At 61.6% G+C, this 21,078-nt stretch carries 15 protein-coding genes and 1 pseudogene; 9 read left to right on the top strand and 7 right to left on the bottom strand.

Annotated elements, in window-relative coordinates:
• Positions 1-29 precede the first annotated feature (29 nt).
• The 4 genes from HWX91_RS00970 to HWX91_RS00955 all read left to right on the top strand — a co-directional run bounded on the left by HWX91_RS00970 (position 30) and on the right by HWX91_RS00955 (position 2,830).
• Positions 30-698 carry a hypothetical protein gene (locus HWX91_RS00970; protein WP_235430114.1) on the top strand — a complete coding sequence of 223 codons (669 nt, stop codon included), beginning with the start codon at positions 30-32 and terminating at the stop codon, positions 696-698.
• Positions 699-809: 111 nt separating this feature from the next.
• Complete coding sequence (locus tag HWX91_RS00965; protein WP_235430113.1) at positions 810-1,157, top strand: hypothetical protein; 348 nt, start codon at positions 810-812, stop codon at positions 1,155-1,157.
• 436 nt (positions 1,158-1,593) lie between these two features.
• Positions 1,594-1,854 (top strand): hypothetical protein, encoded by a 261-nt coding sequence (locus tag HWX91_RS00960; RefSeq protein ID WP_338138001.1) that lies wholly within the window; start codon positions 1,594-1,596, stop codon positions 1,852-1,854.
• 166 nt (positions 1,855-2,020) lie between these two features.
• The gene (locus HWX91_RS00955) at positions 2,021-2,830 is read left to right on the top strand and encodes an Imm49 family immunity protein (RefSeq protein WP_042274760.1); all 810 of its coding nucleotides are present in this window, start codon (positions 2,021-2,023) and stop codon (positions 2,828-2,830) included.
• A gap of 232 nt (positions 2,831-3,062) precedes the next feature.
• Here the strand turns inward: HWX91_RS00955 and HWX91_RS00950 are convergent.
• Positions 3,063-3,871 (bottom strand): annotated as a pseudogene (locus tag HWX91_RS00950) (HipA N-terminal domain-containing protein); the annotation flags it as partial.
• Positions 3,872-3,873: 2 nt separating this feature from the next.
• Positions 3,874-4,269, bottom strand: coding sequence for a helix-turn-helix domain-containing protein (locus HWX91_RS00945; RefSeq protein WP_028196082.1), 396 nt, complete (start codon positions 4,267-4,269; stop codon positions 3,874-3,876).
• A gap of 262 nt (positions 4,270-4,531) precedes the next feature.
• Between HWX91_RS00945 and HWX91_RS00940 the strand changes: the two genes are divergently transcribed.
• Both HWX91_RS00940 and HWX91_RS00935 read left to right on the top strand, forming a co-directional pair.
• Entirely contained in the window at positions 4,532-5,143 is a 612-nt protein-coding gene (locus HWX91_RS00940) for a flavin reductase family protein (protein ID WP_028196083.1), read from the top strand.
• A 182-nt stretch (positions 5,144-5,325) separates the two neighbouring features.
• Positions 5,326-5,760 carry a cupin domain-containing protein gene (locus HWX91_RS00935; protein ID WP_028196084.1) on the top strand — a complete coding sequence of 145 codons (435 nt, stop codon included), beginning with the start codon at positions 5,326-5,328 and terminating at the stop codon, positions 5,758-5,760.
• 1 nt (position 5,761) lies between these two features.
• Here HWX91_RS00935 and HWX91_RS00930 read toward each other — a convergent pair whose 3' ends face one another.
• Complete coding sequence (locus tag HWX91_RS00930) at positions 5,762-7,219, bottom strand: polyhydroxyalkanoate depolymerase (protein WP_042274762.1); 1,458 nt, start codon at positions 7,217-7,219, stop codon at positions 5,762-5,764.
• 218 nt (positions 7,220-7,437) lie between these two features.
• Here HWX91_RS00930 and HWX91_RS00925 point away from each other — a divergent pair, with 218 nt between their 5' ends.
• Entirely contained in the window at positions 7,438-8,091 is a 654-nt protein-coding gene (locus HWX91_RS00925; RefSeq protein ID WP_028196086.1) for a glutathione S-transferase family protein, read from the top strand.
• Positions 8,092-8,173: 82 nt separating this feature from the next.
• On the opposite strand, the gene HWX91_RS00920 is transcribed toward HWX91_RS00925, so the two are convergent.
• The 3 genes from HWX91_RS00920 to HWX91_RS00910 form a co-directional block, all read right to left on the bottom strand.
• Complete coding sequence (locus HWX91_RS00920) at positions 8,174-10,156, bottom strand: methyl-accepting chemotaxis protein (protein WP_028196087.1); 1,983 nt, start codon at positions 10,154-10,156, stop codon at positions 8,174-8,176.
• 140 nt (positions 10,157-10,296) lie between these two features.
• The gene (locus HWX91_RS00915) at positions 10,297-12,843 is read right to left on the bottom strand and encodes a heavy metal translocating P-type ATPase (RefSeq protein ID WP_028196088.1); all 2,547 of its coding nucleotides are present in this window, start codon (positions 12,841-12,843) and stop codon (positions 10,297-10,299) included.
• Positions 12,844-12,964: 121 nt separating this feature from the next.
• The gene (locus tag HWX91_RS00910) at positions 12,965-13,633 is read right to left on the bottom strand and encodes an FMN-binding negative transcriptional regulator (protein WP_028196089.1); all 669 of its coding nucleotides are present in this window, start codon (positions 13,631-13,633) and stop codon (positions 12,965-12,967) included.
• Positions 13,634-13,929: 296 nt separating this feature from the next.
• On the opposite strand from HWX91_RS00910, the gene HWX91_RS00905 reads away from it, so the two are divergent.
• Positions 13,930-15,348, top strand: coding sequence for a DUF1254 domain-containing protein (locus HWX91_RS00905; protein ID WP_028196090.1), 1,419 nt, complete (start codon positions 13,930-13,932; stop codon positions 15,346-15,348).
• Between the two features lie 264 nt (positions 15,349-15,612).
• The gene (locus HWX91_RS00900; RefSeq protein WP_028196091.1) at positions 15,613-19,440 is read left to right on the top strand and encodes a DUF748 domain-containing protein; all 3,828 of its coding nucleotides are present in this window, start codon (positions 15,613-15,615) and stop codon (positions 19,438-19,440) included.
• 5 nt (positions 19,441-19,445) lie between these two features.
• Here the strand turns inward: HWX91_RS00900 and pdxR are convergent, their stop codons facing one another.
• Positions 19,446-20,999, bottom strand: a complete 1,554-nt coding sequence (pdxR, locus tag HWX91_RS00895) for a MocR-like pyridoxine biosynthesis transcription factor PdxR (RefSeq protein WP_028196092.1) — start codon at positions 20,997-20,999, stop codon at positions 19,446-19,448.
• Positions 21,000-21,078: the final 79 nt, after the last annotated feature.

Here is a 21,078-nt window from a genome sequence, read left to right as displayed (position 1 = left end):
ATTATAAAAGCGGGGCAAATTTGCCGACGATGCTTGATCTTGCCAACGTTGATGACATCGATTACGGCTCATGCGAAGGACAGACGAGCCGGTCTTACGCGTTCCGGACCGGTGATGCGTGCCTCGGTGAACTTAATCTTGGATTAGCTGTCAGCAACGGTCTTCAAATCTACAATCGCTGCATGGCCATTTTCGCGATGAACTTGCAACCCTTTTCCGGAACACAAATTTTGGTTAAAAATCGATGGATCGGAGTGGCATTCGCGCTTTGCAGCGCTAATGCCTGGGCGCAATTTGACGGCGCGAACAAAAATGATATTTTGACCGTCTCGGGGCCTTTGCAGATCGTCAAGCTTGCGCGCCCTGCGCCGGACGGCGCGAACTTCAGAGCGACTTTGAACGGTTCGCCGTTCGACCAGCTTTACGGTCTCCGCTTCATTTACTATACCGATTCGCCTGCGGAAGGCAAACCCGCCTCGCGCGTCGTCATTGAAGACTTTATTAATGGTTTTTCAGACGCACCGTCGGTCATCCTGTACGACTTCCAAAAGAAGCCAGCTACCGCGTTGCCCATCAGTGACAGGCTCGATGTCGACGACGTTCGCTGGACCAATAATTCCGTTGAGCTGAGTGCAAACGGCCAGTGGTTTGCATTCTCAGGTCACAAGTTGACCCGCATTCACCCCGTAGGCCAATGACAACGACGCCCGAAGATTTTCGATTCTCGTTTTTTCCGCGTGGTTGGCTATTAGATACGGTCTCCAGCCGATACTCAGGGCGCTAACGAGTGAAACTAAAGACGACCATACATGAAAATAGCGATCAAGCACATGATGCGCGCCGTCGGGGGCTGCCTTTTGGTTCTTACAGCGGCGTGGCTTTTCATATCGACCGATATACCTCGCGCGCCAAGCGTGCCGCCCGGGAGCCGTGAGTGGATCGCCTACGTTAGTGACCGTTATTTCGACATTTCGGATGGGGAAGGACACGGCCCCGATCCGGGGAGCGAGGAATGGCTGCACAGCGTGGAGAGGCAAGCGAAACTTCAAGACCACAACGATCTTCCATTTATCGAAGGCTGCAAGATGGTCCAACAGCAGCTCTTGCGGCATGTTTTCATCCTCAACCGGCCACTGGGCTGGATTTTCATGCTGTGAAAGAGACTGATGGGGATGGGTTAAGCCCCGCGAGGAAAAGACTGGAGCCTTTCAGTCTCGCGCTTGTCGGCAGGACACTCTCCGCTCGTACGCGACTCGCCGCGCGGGAGAGTGCTGCTTTGCCAGTCATTCTGCGTGGGCCGTAGGCACGCGTGCAATCGGCGCCTCGACGTTTCTTCCAATTCACTTTTCTGCCGGGGCTTAGGCGAGCCGTAACTTCGCCGGTTCGAACGGAGCAGCTATGACTGTCCGCTAACGAGAATCCCAGAGGTCCGCTCCGGGTCCGCGTGCTGCTGATCGCGACCGTGCGAGATTCGGGCGGTCTATGGCGTCTTGCATGAGGTAGAGATCGTTAACGGTTACCGCCCTCCTAGCCGGTGATGCATTGGGCATTCAGACAAACGCGGACCGCGCTGATCCTGGCAATCAGTCGATCGTGACGGCGGCGTCAATGCTCGTGACCGGCCTGATTGCCGGTGCGACGGGCGAAAATGTCCAAGGTGCGGCCGCTGCGGCGCAGAACGAGGCTCTAAACAACTATCTGTCGAAGAAGCAGGAGGCCGACAAAGCGGCCGCGGACCAGAATTGCGGGTCGAATTGTGACCAGGTCGATGCGGCGTTCAAGAGCCTGTCGGATGCAAATAACGCTGCTCTCGCATCGTGTCTCGCTAAAGGAAGCTGTCGAAGGACTGGGTGACGTCGGTACTGGGTAATCTTGACCCTGCATCGCCAGCGTATCAGGCGGTTCTCAAGGCGCAAGCCAACGGGACGTTGACAACTGCTGTTGCTGGAGTGAATCGGACAACTGGGCAGGTTATCGCGGTCCCTGTCAAAATTAGCCAATAGTAGGAAACGAGTGAATCATGGGAAAAACTGACAACACGAAGGATCTGCAGGCAGGCATTGCGCACGTGCAGGCTCACCAGCAGGTACTGTCTGACAACCTGGAATTGTTTTTGAAGCACGTTCAGAACGGGACAGGCGACGTATATTCGTGTTTGCTTAGCTTGCGTAGTCATGCTGCCGCATGTTCGCTGGTGGCGTGGTCCGTTAATCGGGATCTAGGTCTGTTCAAGCAGTGGTCCTATGTGGAAGGAAAGCTTTCGCGGATACTTTTTCAGCAGCAGCCGCGCAATTGGTATCCCGCTTATTTGTTGTTGGGCCCGTTGCTGTCCGATCATGAGCCATTGATTAATTGGTTCGCGCACTATGAGCTTCCTTTCGATGAGAGTCGAGCCGACGATATTTCAACCGCTGACTTTCACGGATATCAGGCGCTCTTAGCGATACGGGGCGATTGGGATTTACTGGAGGAGCGGTGTTTGCGAATTCTCAACAATCCAGTCACCGCGCAGAAAAAGTATGAGATCGATCATCGCTTTTATCTTGCCCTCGCACGTGGCGATCTGGGCGGCATGGAGTCCGCGCTGGAGGAGCTGACTTCGCCAAAGATAGCACGCGTTCGCAACGTGGAGCAGGCGTTTGGTTTCACTAAAAAGCTAATAGGAACGCACGCGGTAATCTACGCAAAAATCGCGTGGCGACACGGATACAGGGTGCAGCTTTCGTCTCCGTTTGTACCCGTCGAATGGTTGCCGGTGGCTCCGTTGGCGTCTTACGAGGATCCCTATGATTTTATGAAGAACTTCGACATTAATATGCCGGTGGGCTAGTCTCGACCGGCCGCAACAGTGATAGTCAGCTACGATGGCGGGACCGCATCGTCTGCGTTAAACCAATTTCTGAGTGACCTTGCAGGTGCACAAGGTCGTTAGAGGGTCCATGTTGGATTTCCCAACCGACGTGCCTAATCTGTTTGAAAAAGTACAGGCACAGGATTGGGAACGCTTGCTTGTCGATCGAGGTAGCGGCATCGGTAGACCAACCTGGCAAACGACAAGCGACGCCGTCGGCCTGGTACTCCAGATGTGAGGGCCTTCCGGTGACCTGACACATGTCTTCCTGCGGAAGGCGCACGATCCAGCTCGCGTCGCTCGACTACGAGCGCTTTCTGATTCTCGAACGTTGCGATCTCGCAGTTCGCTGCGGGGAGTCCGTACGCTGCTACGATTTTCGAGCACAGCCATTCGTTCTCGATTGAGGTCCGCATGTCCGCCTGCATGTTCCCAACCAGACCGAGCGGGAGCTTGAAGATATGCGTGGTCGGCGTGCTGCCAGTCGGGTAGATCCACTGTTCGTCGTGGCGAAGCAGCGCCGTTTTTTCCTGAGCCCCGGCAATCGATAACCTTAAATCCGCGCCGCTGTCGCATTGGCCGAGCGGCGCCGCTGAGGTGGCATTGCGCAGAAGCAACGCGATCTGCGGCTCGGATAACGGCGTTCCGGAGATGTTGTAAAGGTCGGTGGGTTGCTCGTCAGGCGGCAGTAGTTGGATCGCGCCGACGCAGTCACGGCCAAGCGCTACCAGCAGGTCGAATGCGTTCGTGCTGCCCGTGCGATGCCGTTGAGCCAATCGCCGGCGTATCGTATCGCTATCGGTATAGCAGATTGTCGAAGAATGCGTTGACTACATCGCCACGGTACGTTTGGTTCCCGGGCGTGAACGGCATCGATAGGGAAAGGGGACGCCCCTGTTCGTCTCCGAGCCACTTGTCGAAATAACTCAGGCGGTCGCCGTCCCGTGCTTTTTCCCAGTAGCCGACGGGCAAGCCGTTCATCCAGATGTTGAGCCGTTGTGTCTGAGAGCGGCGTGCCATGGTTACCAGTTTTCCCGTTTCTTTCCGGTCTTGGTTGCCCCGAGGGGATGCTGCGAACTCGACGCTTTCCGGGTTCGGCCCGAGTGGTTGGCCACCGACTGAGATTTCGTTTTCCTGGCGGCGGGGACGTGTTGTTGAAGCTCCGGCGTCTCGCCCTGCGCTGGTTCGCCGTCAGGCGCCGACGACGTCTGACTCATACGCAACTCCACGTTCAGCAAACGCATGACCTTAAAAAGCCGTGCGACGCTTGCCGATGCCGGATTGGCTTCCAGTTGCGCGTAGCTTTGCTGCGTGATGCCTAGCAGTCCGGCCACGGCGGCCTGTGTGAGTCCAGCAGACTTGCGGAAGCCCAGCAGAATGGGGCGGAGCTGACTTAGCGTCTTGATAGCGTAATCCATCGGATTTTCTTCAGGCTCGTACAGTCTCTGAACTGTGTCATGGAAATACAGACAATAGACTGTAATTTACCTATACAGGTTTTAGTTTGTATTTTCAATTTACAGATCACAGCCTGTTAAGACATAGCATAAAATCAATCGATGAACACGAGTTCACGGAAGCGCGAATAGCCTTGGTCCGCTTCATGCCCGCTCCCAGCAGCCCCAACGAGTCTGCGGTATAAATACCTCCCGCCTCACCCGCAAACCCCCAACACAAAACATGTCCCACTACTTCTACAACCCCGCCACCGGCCACGGCCTTCCGCACGACCCGTTCAAGGCCATCGTCGCTCCGCGCCTGATCGGCTGGATTTCCTCCCGCGCCACCGACGGCACGTTGAACCTCGCGCCCTACAGTTTTTTCGGCGCATTCGCCAGCTCCCCGCCGATCATCGGCTTCTGCAGCGAAGGCCGGAAAGACAGCATCGCCAACATCGAGGCCACTGGCGAATTCGTCTGGAATCTGTCCAGCAAGCCGCTCGCCGAGCAGATGAACCGCTCCTCCGCGCCGGTCCCGTCCCACGTCGACGAATTCGAACTCGCGGGCCTTACACCTGCACCGGGTCGCAACGTAGCCGTGCCGCACGTCGCCGAATCGCCGGCCGCGCTCGAATGCAAGTTGCTGCAAGTGGTCCGTCTGCATACCCTCGACGGCAAGCCCATGGACAACTACCTGTCGCTAGGCCAGGTAGTCGGCGTCCACATCAACGAGGCCTACCTGAAAGATGGCCTGTTCGACACCCACGCCGCGCAGCCGATCATGCGCGCCGGCTACCGCGCCGACTACGCCGATATAGGCGAAATGTTTCAGATGTTCCGCCCAACCGCATAAGCACCCAAATCGGCACCCAAAGCATTTGAATCACCTCGCGCCGCGCCATGCGGCGCGGCGCCCATCTGATCGCCTCCGCGAAACACAAAGCCAACGCCCCGCAAACTGGCCCGCTTGATGCTTGCAACCGACGCTCCAACGCGTCGTTTTCAACTGCCGGCTCACTCAAGAGGAGCGCGATCATGTCCACCGAATTCGCCACGCAGTTCAGCCATATCCGTCCGCAAGACACGTCCTACGTGGATCAGGGCTTACGCGATTTTTTTCTGTACCGGGATTTAGGCATCGCGCAGGCAACCGGCGGCAAGGTGCTCGCGCAACTCGTCAAGGCGAATCACGCACCAGAGCAAGGCACCGGTTGGCACCGCCATGAAGCCGATTTCCACATTGTGATCATGTTGAAGGGCTGGGCGCGCTTCATGTACGGCGACAAGGAGACGCTCGTCGCCGCCGGCGATTGCGTGCATCAGGCGCCGGGCATCGTCCACTATCTGTTCGATTACTCGGAGGATATGGAGTACATCGAAATCGTGTCGCCGGCCGATTTCAAGTCGATTGAAGTCGAAGGCCCGTGCGAAGTGCCGGCGGTGAAGCCGTGGAAGAGCGCCGTGACTTGACTCACGATTGCGTCGCGGGTGGCCGCCGGCGCGGTGCCCGTGACGCCTGCTGAGTCTTGGCGGCAGAGCCGGAGCCAACCCCGTTCGACGTGGTGGTCACCGCCGGCGCCGAATCCACCTCGACATCAACCACTGCAGCAGCGGCCGGGGCTGACGCGATCGCTTCCGAAGCGGCAGCCGCCGACACCGGTTGAATCGTCCGCGCCCGCGAACTCACCACCACGGCACGCGGTTCATTGTCGTAGATCACTGCCCGGACACGCGGATAAATCTGCCGTTCCCACCGATGTCCATTGAACACGCCATAGTGCCCCACGCCGGTCTGCACATGATGCGTCTTCAGATACGGCCGCAACTTGTCGCACATGTCCTGCGCAGCGAGCGTCTGCCCAACCGCGCAGATATCGTCTTTTTCGCCCTCGACGGTCAGCAGCGCAGTACGGCGAATCTTTGAAGGCTCCACGAGCCGGCCTTTCACCTCGAGTTCGTGCAACGGCAACGCATGTCGCTGAAAAACAGTGTCGACCGTTTCCAGATAGAAATCGGCCGTCAGGTCCATCGTGGCGAAGTATTCTTCGTAGAAAGTGTGGATCGTGTCGGCCTTCGCGGGATCGCCTTTGGCGCGCTCGTAGTACATGCTCTCGAATGATTCGAGATGACGGCCGAGGTTCATCGACATAAACGCGGTCAATTGCACGAAACCGGGGTACACGCGACGATGTGCGCCCGCAAAACCAAACGGCACCGCGCTGATCAGGTTCTGCTCGAACCACTCAATCGGTTTGCTTTTAGCCAGTTCGTTGACGCGCGTCGGATTGATGCGAGTGTCGAGCGGACCCGCCATCAGCGTCATGCTGGCGGGCTGCGCGGGGTTGTCGTCGGCGGCCATGAGGGCGACTGCGGCCAACGCGGCGACCGTCGGCTGACACACCGCCAGCAGATGCGCGCCCGGCCCGATCGTCTCGGTGAAGTCGATTACATGCTGCACGAATTCGTCGAAGCCGAAGCGGCCCTGGCTTAGCGGTACATCGCGCGGGTTGTGCCAATCGGTGATATAGACGTCGTGCTCGGCCAGCATCGTGCGCACGGTGCCGCGCAGCAGCGTCGCGAAGTGGCCGGACATGGGCGCGATCACCAGCACGCGCGGCTGCGGATGAGAAAGAGAGGCATCCTTCCGGAAATGCAACAGCGAACAGAACGGCGTGTGCGCCGCCACTTCCTCGACGATTCGCACTGATTTGCCTTCCGTCATCACGCTGTCGATATCGAACGGCGGCCTCACAGGCGTAAGTCCGGCGAGCGTCAGCAACTCGCAGGCCGCGCGTATCGAGCGTCCATGCGACGTGTCGCCAAATGCAGGCCACGCATCGAGCGAATGATTCATCAGTGCCGCGCCGTGCCGCATTGGCAGCATCGTGTCAGCGAAAGCCTGATATGTGGAATATGCGAACAGGTTCATAACCTTCGCACGAATGCAGAAAAGGAAGGAGCCCGAATATAGGCAAGTCATGTGCCAATTACGTGGCCGCGTGACGCAGCCGTCGCTGCACGTTGGCATAGCATTTGCGCGGGTTGTTGCAACGGGCCGAATTTGCCGCGCTTTGGTGCGTCCGCGCACGACAACGTGCATGCGCATTGTCAGACGTCGGCGGAACGCCTCATCTGGAGGAGAAACGTATGGCGAATACCACGCTCACCATCAGCAGCAAGAACTATTCGTCATGGTCGCTGCGGGGCTGGCTGCTGACAAAGTTCAGCGGCTTGCCTTTCGAAGAGATCGTGATGCCGATCGACGATCCCGCCGCGCGCGCCGAATTGCTGCTGTTGTCGCCGTCGATCCTGGTGCCGTGTCTCTTTCACGACGGCATCAAGATCTGGGACACCCTGGCGATCGCCGAGTATCTGAACGAGTTGAAACCGGAAGCGGCGCTCCTGCCGAAAGACATCCGCGCGCGGGCGCATTGCCGCTCGATTTGCGGTGAGATGCATTCGGGCTTTGCTTCGCTGCGTTCGGCTTTGCCGATGAACCTGAAAGCGCATTTTCCGGGCTTCAAGGTCTGGGCTCGGGCGCAATCGGATATCGACCGCATCGTGACGATCTGGAGCGAGTGTCTGCAACAGTACGGCGGCCCGTTTCTGTTTGGCGAGCGTAGCGCGGCGGATGCGATGTACGCGCCGGTGGTGACGCGCTTCGTGACCTACGACGTCAAGCTGGACCCTGGGATCGTCGATTATGGGCAACGCATTATGGCGCTGCCTGAAATGCAGCAGTGGATCGCGGATGCGCAGCAGGAAGTGGAAGAGATCGACGAACTGGATGTGGAGTTCTGATAACGTCGCGCAACGCTGAAAACCGCCGCCGCAGGCCAATATTGGCGCGGCCCGATGCCCCGCGCCAATGCAAAGGCAAACCTCAATCCCGCCCTGCTTCCAGCTTGAACACGCTAACTACCTGCGCAAGCCGCGCGGCCTGATCGCGCAACTCGGCTGCGGCGAGTTCCGCCTCGCCGACAATCGTCGCATTCTGCTGGGTCGCTTCACCGATCTGCGTGACAGCGAGATTGACCTGCTCGATGCCGCCCGATTGCTCGCGTGACGCCACGCTGATTTCCGCCATGATCGCGCGCACCTGGCCGACCTGTTGAACGATGCCTTGCATGGTCGAACTGGCTTCTTCGGCGATGCGGAAACCGCTTTGCACGGTCGCCGTGGAGGCGGCGATCAGCCCCTCGATCTCCTTGACCGAAGCCGCGCTGCGCTGGGCGAGCGCGCGCACTTCCGAGGCCACCACCGCGAAGCCCTTACCGTGCTCGCCGGCACGCGCGGCTTCAACGGCGGCGTTCAACGCGAGAATATTGGTCTGGAACGCAATGCCTTCAATCACGCTGGTGATCTCGGCGATTTTCTGCGACGAGCGGCTGATCTCGCCCATCGTCGAGACCACGCGTTCGACGGCGCGGCCGCCCTCGAGCGCGGCGTCCGCGGCATGCGTGACGAGCGTGTTGGCTTGCGCGGCGTGATCGGCGTTCTGCTGCACGGTCGAGGTGATCTGTTCCATGCTGGCGGCCGTTTCTTCGAGGCTGCTTGCCTGGGTCGCAATCCGCGCGGCGATGTTGCCACTGCCGGTGGCGATCTTTTCGGTGCCCTCCGACATGTCCGTCGACGCATTGCGCACTTGCGAAACAATGCGCGCGAGGCCTTCGCCGATGCCGTCGATCGACTGCATCAGGCGGCCGATTTCGTCGGCGCGTGCCTTCGTACCGTTGGCGCCCTTGGCCACGCGCACGCTCAGATCGCCCGAGGCGAAGCGCTCAGACGCCTTCGCGGCTTCATCGAGCGGACGGCTCACGAGGCGGCGCACGGCAATCAGGAACACGATCGCGAACACGCCGACCAGCACGAAACCGATCAGCAGGAACCGGTTGCGCGTGGCGCTCACCTCCGCCATCACCTCGTCGCGCGGCGCAACGCCGCCTACCAGCCATTGCCACTGCGGCACCGTGATGAACGACACGAATTTGTCGCGCGCGTTGTGCTCGCCGAGCGTGGCGTCGGCGGAGCTGAATTCGAGCTGGCCTTCCTTCATGTCGAGCATTTGCTGATACGGCGCGTTCGCGTTGTCCGCGTTCTGGCCGGCGGCGGCCGGATGCACGATCAGCTTGCCGCGATCCGCGCCCGTCGAGGCGTTGACCACGAAGTAATAGCCGCTGTCGCCGATTTTCAGTTGGCGGATACCGTCTTCGACCGACTGGATTTCCTTGTCCACGTTCACGCCGACGAACAGCGCACCGATCACGCGGCCGCTCGCGTCCGTGACCGGTCGATATTGGGTAATCCAACGTTTGCCAAAGAGCGTGGCAAGTCCCGTATACGATTTGTTCGCGAGAATCGGCGCGTATGCGGGCCCCTTGCGGTCGAGCAGCGTGCCGATCGCGCGCGAGCCGTCCTGTTTCTTCAGCGAAGTCGTCACGCGGACGAAATCGTCGCCGCTGCGGGCGAACACGGTGGCCACCGCGCCGCTGCGTTCGAGAAACTGGTCGGGAATCGAGAAGTCCATGTTCAGGACTTTGTCGCCGGCCTTGATGGTCGGCGTGGCGACGCCATTGACGTCGATTTTCTGGCTTTCGTCGAGCGTGTAGCCGGTGGGCAGGAAACTCGCGAATAGTGACGTCGAGCGATCGACTTCGGCAGACAGCGCTTCGTCGAACAGCGTGATCATGGCCGCAATCGAGCGGTCTTTATCGGCAATGCGCTGCAGGACCTGATCGCTGACCTGCTGGCCGGCGCTGCGCGTGAGCGCCCACGTAAAGGCGGCGAAAATCAGTGCCACCAGCGCGCACGACAGTACCGCGAGCCGGGCGCCGACGCTGGCGCGGCGCAAAGAGAGAAATTCCATGGGTATTCGGCGTAAAGGAAGACATGTGGTGTGCAAGCCATGTGAATACATGGTTTACACCTATGTCAGGATTACGGCCGAATCGCGCACATCTTTAGAGATTTCGAAGGCTTTTCGTAATGTATCGACGTATATTGCCGTTACCGTGCCGACGCGCCGCGCCAGGTGCGCAGCAGTAGCGCGTTGGTGACCACGCTGACGCTCGAAAACGCCATCGCTGCACCGGCTAACATCGGATTGAGCAGGCCGAAGGCGGCCAGCGGAATACCGATCAGGTTGTAGACGAACGCCCAGAACAGGTTCTGCTGGATCTTCCGCCAGGTACGCCGCGAAATGTCGAAGGCGTCGGCTACCAGCGCCGGATCGCCGCGCATCAGCGTGATGCCGGCCGCCTGCATGGCGACGTCGGTGCCGGTCGCCATGGCGATACCGATGTCGGCGGCGGCGAGCGCGGGGGCGTCGTTGATGCCGTCGCCCACCATCGCGACAATGCCGGCGCTGCGGATCTTCAGGTCGCGGATCACGCGGGCTTTGTCGTCGGGCAGCACTTCGGCATGGAATTCGGCGATGCCGAGCGCCTGGGCGACGCTTGCCGCACTGCCTTGGTTATCGCCGGTGACGAGCACGCTTTTGATACCCATCTGGGCGAGCCGTTCGACCGCCGCGCGCGCGCTCGGTTTGACGGTGTCGCCGAAGGCGATCAGCGCGAGCGCGGCGGGTGCCTGCGGCGCTCGCCGCATCAGCCAGGAGACGGTGTTGCCGGCGGCTTCGAGTTGTTTTGCGCGCTCGGCGAATGGCGCTGGTAACACGATGCCGAGTTCGTTGAGCCAGCGCGTGCTGCCGAGCGCGAGCGTACGGCCGTCGACGTCGGCTTCCACGCCGCGCCCCGGCACCGCGCGTGCGGCGCTGGCCGTGAATGCCGCAACCGGCGTAATTGACGCAAATGACGCAACCGGCGACTCCGTTGCGGCCTGCACCACGGCCCGCGCCAACGGATGATCGCTATGCCGCTGCACGGCTGCGGCGAGCGCGAGCGCCTCGTCGCGCCCGATGCCGTCGAGCGCTTCGAACGCTGTCACCGACGGCTGACCGAGCGTCAGCGTACCGGTTTTATCGAACGCGACGATATTCACCCGATGCGCGGTTTCCAGCGCCTCGGCGTCCTTGATCAGCACGCCGCGCCGCGCGGCGACGCCGGTGCCGGCCATGATGGCCGCGGGCGTTGCCAATCCGAGCGCACACGGGCAGGCGATCACCAGCACGGCGACCGCGTTCAGTATCGCGGTTTCACCGCCCGCACCGGCAATCAGCCAGCCCACCAGTGTGAGCGCCGCAATCGCCAGAATCGCCGGCACGAAGATTTCGCTGACACGATCGACCAGACGCTGTATCGGCGCCTTCTCGGCCTGCGCGCTTTCCACGAGGCGAATGATTCGGGCAAGCGTCGTTTCCGCGCCGATCGCGGTGGTCGTCACCGCAATCGCGCCTTCGCCGTTGATCGAACCGGCGGTCACCGGATTGCTTGCCTGCTTCGGCACCGGCAAGCTTTCGCCGGTAATCAGCGACTCGTCGATATGGGTGCGGCCTTCGAGCACCGCGCCGTCGACCGGCACACGTTCGCCCGGACGCACGATCACCACCGTGCCGACCCGAACTTGCGCGAGCGGCACTTCGCGTTCGTCCGCGCCGACGCGAATGCGTGCCCGGTCGGGGCGCAACGCGTTAAGCGCGCGGATCGCGTCCGTGGTCTGGCGCTTGGCGCGCGCCTCGAGCCATTTGCCGAAGCGCACCAGCGTAATCACCACCGCCGACGCTTCGAAATACAGATGCGTCATGTCGCCGCCATGGGTCGCCAGTTCGTAGACGCTGATCCCATAGGCCGCCGACGTGCCGAGCGCCACCAGCAAGTCCATGTTCCCGGCGCCGGCCCGCACCGCCCGGTAAGCCGCGCGATAGAAGCGCGCGCCGAATACGAATTGCACGATCGAGGCGAGACTGAACTGCAGCCAGGGAGACAGCATCGCGTGCAAGCCGAACCATTCGCCGACCATCGGCAGCAGAAGCGGCAGCGTCAGCACGGCGGAGACGACAACGGCCGCCAGTTCGCGGCGGGTCTGGTTGCATTTGCTTTGCGCGACTGAGGCGAGCGCGGCCGTGTCGGTGACGCAAGCCGCTGCGTCCGGCGGCGCCATTAGCGTCGCCTCGTAGCCCGCTTTTCTGACTGCGGCGATGAGCGCGTCGGTGTCGGCGCCCGCGCCCGTCTGGTCTGGATTGACGCTCGCCGTTTCGGTCGCCAGATTCACCGACACGTTCGCGACGCCCGGCACCTTGGCGAGCGCCTTCTCCACGCGCATCGCGCATGAGGCGCAGGTCATCCCGCCGATTGCCAGTTCCGTGGCCCGCGAGCCTGGCGCCGGCGTGGTGTCCCGTGGTGCCGACACTGTGGCTTCGTAGCCCGCTTTGCGCACGGCGCCGGCGAGCGTTTCGGGGTCCACTGCTGCGTCGCTGTCGACGCTGGCCTTTTCAGTGGCGAGATTCACCGACGCGCGCGTGACGCCCGGCACTTTGGCGAGCGCCTTCTCCACGCGCATCGCGCACGAGGCGCAGGTCATCCCGCCGATGTCGAGTTCGGTGGTTCTGGCGGGCGTAGCGTCCGCGGGACGCTGGGGTGTGGCAAGTTCTGTCATGGCAGGAAAGGCTCGTCGCAGCATTGGGCCGCATCATGAACCCAGTATTGACCTTCCCATAATGGGAAGGTCAAGGATGTTTTTGTCGCACGACGGTAGACCAGGCCGGTGAGCAAAAAGCTCACAATGGCGGCGGAGCGTCCAGCATCGCCTGCCCAACGGCTTTCTGTTCGTCGCTCGTGCGCGCCAGCAGCGTTTCGGCCGCGCCGCGCCGGTCGGCGGCTTCCTTGTTCTGACCGAGTTTCCATTTGCCGACCAGTCGCGTGACCTCGATCTCGAGACCCACAATCGCCCGCAGCATCTGGGCAATATAGTCGGCCGGCGCGTCGCCCATCTTCCAGGGTACCGGTTCGCCGGCTTCCATCTTGCGGGTGAGCCGCGCGACCAGGCCGCGCAAGAACGCCTCGTCGTCGCGCACCACAATCCGGCCGTGCGCGTGCACCACCATATAGTTGTAAGTCGGCACCTGGCGATGCGTCTCGTGCTTGCTCGGATACCAGGTCGGCGAGATGTAGGCGGCGGGGCCCTGGAAAATGACGAGGGCTTCCGGGTTGGCGGCGACTTCCTGCCAGACCGGATTGGCCCGGGCGACGTGAGCGCGGAGGATGCCGTGGGTTTGGGTGACGCCGTCAACCCCTCCGGGAACTGGTTTTGCGTCGAACTCGAATGGCAAATGGTTCGCATCGAGCCCATTCGGTCCGTGAGTAACCAGCGCGCCGAACGGCTGCCCGGCGATCAGGCTGTGGAGAACCTCCGGGCGGTTCTCTTCGAAATGGGCGGGCATATACATAAAACGCTCCGGGGAATAAAGGACAGCGAGTGGCCGGGATGGGCGGCCAACCGGCAGGCAGGAACCGACGTGGGAGTGACAAAACCGTTCACGCACCGCAAATGGTGTCCGCGCGCGCATTACAACGCGCTATTGCTGCCTTTGCGCTTGCCTGGCGAACAAGGATACGATACAACCCGATGTTGTCGGCAACACAAGCTGCGGACTCGCTGCGCCTGGCTTTGGGAGGCCACGCAAACAGGTTTCGCCGCGAACCGACGCCTCCCTTAGGACCGCACGTTCTGCCACCTGAACGAATGATAAAAAATCGCCAAGAACTGTTTTCGCTTCACTGGACCTGCGCATCGCTCGCAGGCCTCGCATTTCTGGCTGGTTGTGCGTCGACTCCGTCCACGACGCAGAAAACCACCGGCTGGATCAAGGACGAAGTTGCCGATTCGTATGTGTTCGGCTATCCGCTGGTGCTGATGGGCGTCGCGCGCGACGCGGCGGTTGGCACCGACCCGGGCCAGGCACCGATCAATACCTTGCGCCACGCCCAGGCCTTGCCGCCGATCGGCGCAGCCAATCCATTGCAGCCGAGCCTCGATACGCTCGATTCGACCGGCTGGCTGGACGTCGGCAGCGAACCGGTGATCGTGGCGCTGCCCGACTCGCACGGCCGCTACGTCGATGCCCGCGTGCTCGACATGTGGACCAATGTGGTGTGGTCGACCAGCTCACAATTTGCCACCCGCGCTGCGGGCATCAAGGCGCAAACGATTGCTTTCGTCGGCCCGGGCTGGCAGGGCGATCTGCCCAGGGGTGTTACGCGCGTCGACGTGCCGACCCGCAACGCATGGGTGAGCGTGCGTATCCAGTCGAACGGCACCCGTGACCTTACCGCGGTGCGCAAGCTGCAGCGCGCGATTCGCGTTGTGCCGCTGAGCGTCTACGCCGGCGGCACGCGCTCGGCGTCGATCGCGGCGCCGCGCAGCACGGCCGCCGATGCCGCGGTGGCCGCTTCCGGCACACCGGCCGCGCAAGTTGCCGCGCTCGACGCGAACGGTTTTTTCAGCCGGCTCGCGCAAGCGCTGCCGGACAACCCGCCAACGCCGGCTGACCCGCACGCGCTGAAAATCCTTTCCGATTTCGGCGTGACGCCAGGCGAGCCGGTGAAGTTGCCGAACTCGCCCGATGTGATTGCCGCGGGTCTCGCCGAGGGGCATGAGCGCGTCGTCACGCCGCCGTCCAATCTGCTGAGCAGCAATGGCTGGAGCTGGTTCGGCGACGGCGTCGGCAATTACGGCCCTGACTATGCGATGCGGGCCTACGCTGCGGCGACCCAGCCGGGCATCGGCACGAAGGACGACGAAGTGCGCGCAGTCGTCACCCAGGACAGCGACGGCCATGCGCTCAACGGTGCGAACCGCTACGTGATCCACTTCGCGCCGAATCAGTTGCCGCCGGTGCGTGGTTTCTGGTCGATCACCGCGTACACGAAGGACGGTGCGTTAGGGGAAAGCGCGCCGGCGCGTCTGGCGGTTGGCGATCGCAACGGTGCGCGCCGCAATCGCGACGGTTCGCTCGACGTGACGGTGTCCTCGGTGCGCAGCAGGAGCGGCAACTGGCTGCCGGCGCCGCGCGCCGATCTGCAACTGGTGCTGCGCTTGTACGCTCCTAAGCCGCAAGCGACTGACGGCAGCTGGCAACCACCGGCCGTGGTGCGCCAGTGAAATGGCGGCAATGCAGTTCGCGAGTGAAAGACCTCAATGAAATACCTTGGCGATATGCGTCGCTAATGTGACAGCCATGCATGAATGACGCATAAATCGCCCATGTCCGCCACTTTGTGCCGGCGGACATGGGCAACGGCAGCATGCAACAATATGTAAGCTGCGTCTGACATTGCTACCCCGCGTAAGATTCACCACTTATACTGCCGCTTGCGGGATTTTCGTTTCGCGGCGGGCTTGCCGCCGCATTACCCAAGACCGAGCATGGCAAGCCTCAACAAAGCATCAATCGCTTCTTCCATGCAGACCGTGCGCAATGTCGCGCAGTCACGCCGCACCCGGCGTGTCATCACAGGTCTGCTGATCTTCCTCTTATTGTTCGGTCTGCTGGGTTTTTTCGCGGCACCGCCATTGATTCGCCACATTGCCGAGCAGCAACTCAGCAAGCAACTCGACCGGCCTGCCACGATTGGCCGCATCGCGCTCAATCCGTACACGCTCAAACTCGAAGCCGATCGCGTGCATATTGGCGAGCGAGGCGGCGCGGGCGTCTTCGTCGATATTTCGCGGCTTATCGTGAAGCCGTCGTGGAGTTCACTGTTTCGCGCAGCACCGATCATCGACGAAGTGCAGCTCGATTCACCGCGTTTTCATATCGTTCGCTATGATGCGCAGCGCTTCAATTTCACCGACCTGATCGAGAAATTCTCGAAGCAGCCGGCCAAGCCTGATAGCAAGCCGACGCTCTTTTCGGTGTCGAACATTCGCCTCGAAAATGGCCAGATCACGTTCGACGACAAGCTGCTCGGCGTCACGCACGTGATCGATCAATGGAAGCTGGGCATTCCGTTCATTGCCACGCTGCCTTCGAAAACCGATATCTTCGTCGAGCCGTTGCTGCGTGCGCGGATCGACGGCAGCCCGCTCGCTATCGACGGCAAGACCAAGCCGTTTGCCGCTTCGCGTGAATCGGAAGTGTCACTGCGCTTCGACGGGCTCGATGTGCCGCGGCTCATTTCCTATGCGCCGACCAAATTGCCGGTGGTTGTGCAGAGCGGCAAACTGTCCACCGATCTCAAGCTCAATTTCGTAGTCTCCAACGACGCGCCTTCGTTGCGGGTGGCGGGCACGGTCGATTTGAACGACGTGGACATACGCGACCAGAGCAAGGCGCCGTTCTTTGCCGCGCGCACGGTGCATGTGGCCGCCGCGACGCTCGAGCCGCTGAAGAGCCTGTATCACTTCGACGATATCCGCATCGATGCGCCGAGCGCCAGTCTTGCGCGTGATAAAAACGGCGTGTTGAGTGTCGAGAAAATGTTCACGCCTGAGCCTGCCGCTCATGCATCCGTTCCGGCGTCGGCTGCGGCCGCATCCACAACGGCAAAAAATGCGGCGAGCGCGCCCGCTGCGGCATCCGGTGCAAGCGCCCCCGTCGCCGCATCCGGCGCAAGCGCGCCGGAAAAAACCGCGCAGCCGCTGGACCTCTCGATCAAGCGTTTTGCGATCAACGACGGCACCGTCAACGTTCACGACGAAGCCGCCTCGCGGCCTGTCGAGCTTGGCCTGCAAAAACTGGCCGTCACGCTGACTGATTTTTCGACGCTCGCGACTGCTCCCGCGCACTACACGCTCAATACCAACTTCAAGGACGCTACCGGCTCGCTCGGCGTGGCCGGTGCGTTCGGCCTCGTCGCGAAGACCGCCAGCGCAAAGCTCGATCTCAAGTCGCTGCCATTGCCGCCGCTGCAGCCATACCTCGATACGGCGACCGCGGCGCAAGTTGTCGACGGTGCGTTGTCTGTCAATGCGAATGTCGACGCGAACTGGTCGAAATCGCCGGTTGCTGTGATGGTCAGCGATACGCAACTGAATCTGCAATCGCTCAAACTCGCGGCGCGCGGCAGCAAGGCGCCAGCCGTCTCGCTCGCGCAAGGTCAGGTGACGATCAAGCAGGTGGACGTGGCGGGACGCACGGCCGACATCACCGGCGTCGATACGACCGGCCTGGCGGTCAATGCTCAGCGTCTGAAAGACGGCAGCATCGACCTCGCCGCCCTCGCGGGTCCGCATCAAGCCGAACAGCAGCGCACCGCGATCCACGCAGCGAAGAAAGCAGAGGCGGAGGGACCCGCCTGGCACTACAAGATCGGCGAACTCAATCTGAAAGACGCGACCGCGAATTTCACCGACAACACCACGCCGAATCCGGTGAAGCTGAGCGTGACGCCGCTGCAACTGAAGGTGCAGCAGATCAGCGACGATCTGAGCAAACCGTTGCCGATCGATCTGCAAGCCACGCTCAATAAAAAAGGCACGCTCGGCGTGAAAGGCGATGTCACGGCGACGCCGCTCAAGGTGGCCGTCAAGGTGAACGCAAACCGCCTGGATGCGGCGGCTTTCGAACCGTACTTCGGCGGCAAGCTCAATGCGCTGATCGCAAGCGCGTTGCTCAACGCGAACGGCGATCTCGCGCTGAGTCAGGCAAAGGCGCTGAAGGCGACTTATCGCGGCGACGTCGCGCTGGTCGACGTACGGATGCTCGACAAGGTGACGTCCGACCCGTTTGCCGGTTGGGGCTCGCTCGCGCTGACCGATCTGAAGGCAGACTACGACGAACGCGGCACGGTGGTCGACGCCGGCCGCGTCACGTTCACGAAGTTCTATGGGCGTGTGCTGCTCGACGCACAAGGCAAGCTGAATCTCAACGACGTGGTCGCGCATGAAAGCGGCGCCGCGCAATCGCTGACACGCGACAAGAGCGGTTCGGAACCCGTGCCGTTGACACCGCAAGCGGCCTCGTCGCCCGAGGTGGCGTCAGCGCCGGTACCGGCGTCGTCCGTCAAGTCCGCCACTGCGGCCGCTCCGGCCACGGTCACGGCAGCAACGCCGCCGCAAAGTCCCGTCAAACTGCATTTTGGCCAACTGGTGCTGCAACAGGGCCGCGTGACGTACACCGACAACTTCATCAAACCGAACTTCACGGCGAACCTGGTCAGTATTCAAGGCACGGTGGGTGCATTCGGCACACAATCGACCACCCCCGCTCCCGTGGACATTGCCGCGAAACTGGCAGCCAATGGCCCATTGTCGATTCGTGGCACGGTCAATCCGCTGATTGCGAAGCCCGCGCTCGATCTGACCGCGAGCGCGCACGATATCGAACTCACCAACCTCACGCCGTATTCGGCGAAATACGCCGGGTATCCGATCACCAAGGGCAAGCTGAACGTCGATCTGCACTACAAGCTCGATAACGATCAGTTGAACGCGAACAATCACATTTTCATCGACCAGCTCACGTTCGGCGATCATGTCGAGAACAATACGGCGACCAAGCTGCCGGTGCGTCTCGCGATCTCGCTGCTGAAAAATTCGCGTGGCGAAATCGATGTGAACCTTCCGGTATCGGGATCGCTGTCGAATCCCGAGTTCAGCATTGGCGGCTTGATCTGGCATGCGGTGCTCAATCTGCTGCAGAAGGCCGTGACCGCGCCGTTCTCGTTGATTGCCAACGCGTTTGGCGGCAGCGGCGAGGAAATGGGCTATGTCGAATTCGATCCCGGCTCGGCGAAACTATCGGACGCCGCCGATAAAAAGCTCGACGCCATCGTAAAAGCACTGGCCGACAAGAGTTCGATCCGTATCGATCTGATTGGCCGGGTCGATCCGGCGGTCGACGAACCGGGCCTGCGGGCGCAATACGTCGAGCGGGCGGTCAAGCAGCAGAAGATCAAGGACGTGGTGGGCAACGGCGAGAGCGTCGATCTGTCGACGGTCACGGTGGATCCGAAGGAATACGACAAGTATCTGACCAAGGCCTACAAGGCAGCCGACTTCAAGAAGCCGCGCAATTTTGTCGGCTTGACCAAGAGCCTGCCGGACGACGAGATGAAGGCCGCGATGGCCGCCAACGCGCCGATCGACGACGCCAGCTTGCGTCAGCTCGCGCAGCAACGGGCGCAAGCCGTGCAGCAGTATTTCGAGGGCAAGATCGACAGCAGCCGCGTGTTTATCGTCGCGCCGAAGCTGAATGCGGACGGCATCAAGGACAAGGGGGCGACGACGCGGGTGGACTTCGGCCTGAAGTGAGGCGCTCAGGCGGCGCGCGTGGGCTTTTTCTGCAACACCGTCTGCTCGATCACGCGCGCGAGGGTGTCGAACGCGGGACCGATCTTCTCGTTCGCCACGCACGCATAGCCCAGCAATAGCCCGCGCCGGGCGGGCGTCTCGCTGCTGTAATAAGCGGCGAGCGGCCGCACGATCACGCCGGCATCGTAAGCCGCTGCCGTTACCGCCCGATCGTTCGCATGATCGGGCAGGCCGAGTACCAGATGCAGGCCGGCCTCGTCACCCATCACCGGCAGTTCGTTGCCGAACCGCGCGGTGATCGCATCGATCAGAATCTGCCGCCGCTCGCCGTATAGCGCACGCATACGGCGAACGTGCGATGTGAGATGCCCGTCCATGATGAAATCGGTCATCACAGCCTGTTGCATCAACTGGCCCTCGCGGTAGAGCTCGGCAACGCCCGTGCGGAAGGTATCCACCAGATGCTCCGGCGCGATCATGTAGCCGATTCGCAAACCCGGAAACAGCATCTTCCCCAGGCTTCCCACATAGATCACCTGGCCGGCGTCGTCGAGTCCTTGCAGGGACGCGAGTGGACGGCTGCCGTAGCGGAACTCGCTGTCGTAGTCGTCTTCGATGATCCAGACGTTGTGCTGGCGTGCGTACTCGAGCAGCGTGCGGCGGCGCGCGAGACTCATCACCATGCCAAGCGGATACTGATGTGACGGCGTGACGAGCGCCAGGCGCGGCGGCTGTTGCAAATCCTGCTCGCGCGGGTTGAGTCCCTCATCGTCCACCGGCACCGGCACCAACGTGATCCCCGACGATTGCAGCACACTGCGCGCGCCCCAGTAGCACGGCTCCTCCACCCAGGCGCGATCGCCGACGTCGGTCAACAGCCGCACGGCCAGGTCGATCGACTGATGGATGCCTGTCGTGATGATGATCTGATCGGGCGTGCAATTCACCGAGCGGGCGACGCGCAGGTAGTCGGACAACGCGCGCCTTAACGGCCGATAGCCGCCGCCTGGCGCATAGGTCAACAGATCGGGATTGGCCTCCTTCCAGAGTCTTGCCTGCAAACGGCTCCATGTACGCGCCGGAAATTCGGCGACGTCGGGCACGCCCGGCATGAACGCACCCCACTGTTTGGCGGAGACGCCGGCCTGATCGATGAGTCTGCGTCCACGCGTGGAGAGGTCACCCAGATCGCGTGCTGGCGGCGTGAAGGCCTCGTCGGCCGGACTGGCGCCGGCCGCATCGACGCCCACCGCCACCGGCTTCTTGCGCGTATTCATGGCTGCCGCGTCCGGCCGCGTGTCGGCGACGTAGGTGCCGCTGCCGGTGGTCGAGATCACGTAGCCTTCGGCAGTCAACTGGTCGTAGACATGCAGCACCGTATTGCGCGCAATGCCGAGGTCTTCGGCAAGCGTGCGCGAGCTCGGCAGCTTGGTGCCGGGCGGCATCTGGCCGGTCAGGATGGCCTGCTGCATCAGCCGCAAAGTCTGCCTGTAGACCGGTTCGGCGGCGGCGCGGTCGAGCCGCGCGGCAAGCCAATCCGACAAGATCACGGTGTCCAAGTGGTTCTATCCAGAATAATGAAATGGCTCCATATTGTAGAACCGTAAGGGACTATAGTGAGCCACGCAATTGATACAC

The organism is Paraburkholderia fungorum, from assembly GCF_902833645.1.
In the GTDB taxonomy this organism is placed as follows: domain Bacteria; phylum Pseudomonadota; class Gammaproteobacteria; order Burkholderiales; family Burkholderiaceae; genus Paraburkholderia; species Paraburkholderia fungorum.
This window is presented reverse-complemented; position numbering and strand designations above follow the sequence as displayed.

Bases quoted from the DNA above. Each gene is read 5' to 3' on its own strand.
- HWX91_RS00915 (WP_028196088.1), bottom strand. From the start codon at position 12,843: ATGACAGAACTTGCCACACCCCAGCGTCCCGCGGACGCTACGCCCGCC.
- HWX91_RS00970 (WP_235430114.1), top strand. From the start codon at position 30: ATGCTTGATCTTGCCAACGTTGATGACATCGATTACGGCTCATGCGAA.
- HWX91_RS00920 (WP_028196087.1), bottom strand. From the start codon at position 10,156: ATGGAATTTCTCTCTTTGCGCCGCGCCAGCGTCGGCGCCCGGCTCGCG.
- HWX91_RS00905 (WP_028196090.1), top strand. From the start codon at position 13,930: ATGATAAAAAATCGCCAAGAACTGTTTTCGCTTCACTGGACCTGCGCA.
- HWX91_RS00955 (WP_042274760.1), top strand. From the start codon at position 2,021: ATGGGAAAAACTGACAACACGAAGGATCTGCAGGCAGGCATTGCGCAC.
- HWX91_RS00935 (WP_028196084.1), top strand. From the start codon at position 5,326: ATGTCCACCGAATTCGCCACGCAGTTCAGCCATATCCGTCCGCAAGAC.
- HWX91_RS00940 (WP_028196083.1), top strand. From the start codon at position 4,532: ATGTCCCACTACTTCTACAACCCCGCCACCGGCCACGGCCTTCCGCAC.
- HWX91_RS00945 (WP_028196082.1), bottom strand. From the start codon at position 4,269: ATGGATTACGCTATCAAGACGCTAAGTCAGCTCCGCCCCATTCTGCTG.
- HWX91_RS00925 (WP_028196086.1), top strand. From the start codon at position 7,438: ATGGCGAATACCACGCTCACCATCAGCAGCAAGAACTATTCGTCATGG.
- HWX91_RS00910 (WP_028196089.1), bottom strand. From the start codon at position 13,633: ATGTATATGCCCGCCCATTTCGAAGAGAACCGCCCGGAGGTTCTCCAC.
- HWX91_RS00965 (WP_235430113.1), top strand. From the start codon at position 810: ATGAAAATAGCGATCAAGCACATGATGCGCGCCGTCGGGGGCTGCCTT.
- HWX91_RS00900 (WP_028196091.1), top strand. From the start codon at position 15,613: ATGGCAAGCCTCAACAAAGCATCAATCGCTTCTTCCATGCAGACCGTG.
- HWX91_RS00930 (WP_042274762.1), bottom strand. From the start codon at position 7,219: ATGAACCTGTTCGCATATTCCACATATCAGGCTTTCGCTGACACGATG.